Below are 2,500 nucleotides of genomic sequence, written 5' to 3'. Positions count from 1 at the left end.
GAGGGAAACAACCCTGACCAACAGCTAAGGTCCCCAAGTTATGGCTAAGTGGGAAAGGATGTGAGACTCCCAAAACAACCAGGATGTTGGCTTAGAAGCAGCCATCATTTAAAGAAAGCGTAACAGCTCACTGGTCTAATTAAGGGGTTTTGCGCCGAAAATGTACCGGGGCTAAAGCCATACACCGAAGCTTTGGGCTTGCTTTGCAAGCGGTAGCGGAGCGTTCCGTAGGCTGATGAAGGGAGACCCGTGAGGGCTCCTGGAGGTATCGGAAGTGCGAATGCTGACATGAGTAACGATAAAGGGGGTGAGAGACCCCCTCGCCGAAAGTCCAAGGGTTCCTGCTTAAAGTTAATCTGAGCAGGGTTAGCCGGCCCCTAAGGCGAGGCCGAAAGGCGTAGTCGATGGGAACCACGTTAATATTCGTGGGCCTGGAGGTAGTGACGGATCGTGGACGTTGTCTTTCCTTACTGGATTGGGAAGGCAGCCAAGTGGTCCCAGGAAATAGCTCCTCCATATAGACCGTACCCGAAACCGACACAGGTGGACTGGTAGAGTATACCAAGGCGCTTGAGAGAACTCTGCTGAAGGAACTCGGCAAAATGCACGCGTAACTTCGGGATAAGCGTGACCCTTCTTCGGGCAACCGGAGGGGGGTGGCACAGACCAGGGGGTAGCGACTGTTTATCAAAAACACAGGGCTCTGCGAAGTCGCAAGACGACGTATAGGGTCTGACGCCTGCCCGGTGCCGGAAGGTTAAAAGGAGGAGTGCAAGCTCTGAATTGAAGCCCCGGTAAACGGCGGCCGTAACTATAACGGTCCTAAGGTAGCGAAATTCCTTGTCGGGTAAGTTCCGACCTGCACGAATGGCGTAACGACTTCCCCGCTGTCTCCAGCAGAGACTCAGTGAAATTGAATTCCCCGTGAAGATGCGGGGTTCCTGCGGTTAGACGGAAAGACCCCGTGCACCTTTACTATAGCTTTACACTGGCATTCGTGTCGGCATGTGTAGGATAGGTGGTAGGCTTTGAAGTTCGGGCGCCAGCCTGGATGGAGCCATCCTTGAAATACCACCCTTATCTACATGGATGTCTAACCGCGGTCCGTTATCCGGATCCGGGACAGTGTATGGTGGGTAGTTTGACTGGGGCGGTCGCCTCCTAAAGAGTAACGGAGGCGCGCGATGGTGGGCTCAGAACGGTCGGAAATCGTTCGCTGAGTGCAATGGCATAAGCCTGCCTGACTGCAAGACTGACAAGTCGAGCAGAGACGAAAGTCGGTCATAGTGATCCGGTGGTCCCGCGTGGAAGGGCCATCGCTCAACGGATAAAAGGTACGCCGGGGATAACAGGCTGATGACCCCCAAGAGTCCATATCGACGGGGTTGTTTGGCACCTCGATGTCGACTCATCGCATCCTGGGGCTGGAGCAGGTCCCAAGGGTATGGCTGTTCGCCATTTAAAGCGGTACGTGAGTTGGGTTCAGAACGTCGTGAGACAGTTCGGTCCCTATCTGCCGTGGGTGTAGGAATATTGACAGGATCTGTCCCTAGTACGAGAGGACCGGGATGGACGTATCTCTGGTGGACCTGTTGTGGCGCCAGCCGCATAGCAGGGTAGCTATATACGGAACGGATAACCGCTGAAGGCATCTAAGCGGGAAACCGACCTGGAAACGAGTATTCCCTGAGAGTCGTGGGAGACCACCACGTTGATAGGCCGGGTGTGGAAGTGCGGCAACGCATGGAGCTTACCGGTACTAATAACTCGATAGGCTTGAATCATTCTCATTGCTTATGCTCATCAAGAGCGACAAAATACTGGCCAAAAGGCCAACCAGCTTCTCGATTACATGCGCTTTGCCGACCTGGTGGTCATGGCGGGGCGGCTGCACCCGTTCCCTTTCCGAACACGGCCGTGAAACGCCCCAGCGCCGATGGTACTTCGTCTTAAGACGCGGGAGAGTAGGTCGCTGCCAGGTCTGCAAATCGCATGTAAGCTTCTCGACACAAACCAAAAACAAAAGGCCGCAAACGCGGCCTTTTGGCATGCAAAAAGAACACAAAAGTTGACGCGGGGTGGAGCAGCCCGGTAGCTCGTCAGGCTCATAACCTGAAGGTCGCAGGTTCAAATCCTGCCCCCGCAACCAAATCAACGAACAAACCCCGCTGCACACGCCGCGGGGTTTTTTGCGTTCTAACGCTCCAGAAAACCGACCAGATTCCCAGAAACCCAAAGGCACGGGCACAGCTGACATGCGCTGCCCCGTCGCTCAGAGACGTTCCCGGGACGCTGAACCGCGCCTGTCCTCACCAAGCCCCGGACCACCCCGGTAAAGACGCTGAAGCGTCGAAACCATCTCCTCGAAACTCTTGTCCAGCTCAACGCAGCTCCGGCGTGTCGGAACAAGATGCGTCGAACGCCCGCTGCGCACTCGCTCCAGAAATCCAGAAGCCTCAAGCTCAAGGATCTTCCGGTGCGTCGTCGAAAGCGGAAGACC

Annotated in this window: 1 protein-coding gene, 1 tRNA gene and 2 rRNA genes (1 of these 4 cut by a window edge); 3 read left to right on the top strand and 1 reads right to left on the bottom strand. The window is 55.4% G+C overall.

Features of this window, described 5'->3' with window-relative positions; translation table 11 throughout:
- The 3 genes from JYP46_RS21985 to JYP46_RS21975 form a co-directional block, all read left to right on the top strand.
- Positions 1 to 1,784: ribosomal RNA gene (locus JYP46_RS21985) — 23S ribosomal RNA — on the top strand; it begins 1,031 nt to the left of the window's first position.
- Between the two features lie 82 nt (positions 1,785 to 1,866).
- Positions 1,867 to 1,981, top strand: a 5S ribosomal RNA gene (gene rrf / locus JYP46_RS21980).
- A gap of 91 nt (positions 1,982 to 2,072) precedes the next feature.
- Positions 2,073 to 2,149, top strand: a tRNA-Met gene (locus JYP46_RS21975).
- A 123-nt stretch (positions 2,150 to 2,272) separates the two neighbouring features.
- Here JYP46_RS21975 and JYP46_RS21970 read toward each other — a convergent pair.
- On the bottom strand, positions 2,273 to 2,500 hold a 228-nt coding region (locus JYP46_RS21970; protein ID WP_206549367.1), incomplete at its 5' end, for a hypothetical protein.

Source organism: Nitratireductor aquimarinus (genome assembly GCF_017255295.1).
Lineage (GTDB): Bacteria > Pseudomonadota > Alphaproteobacteria > Rhizobiales > Rhizobiaceae > Nitratireductor > Nitratireductor aquimarinus.
This window is presented reverse-complemented; position numbering and strand designations above follow the sequence as displayed.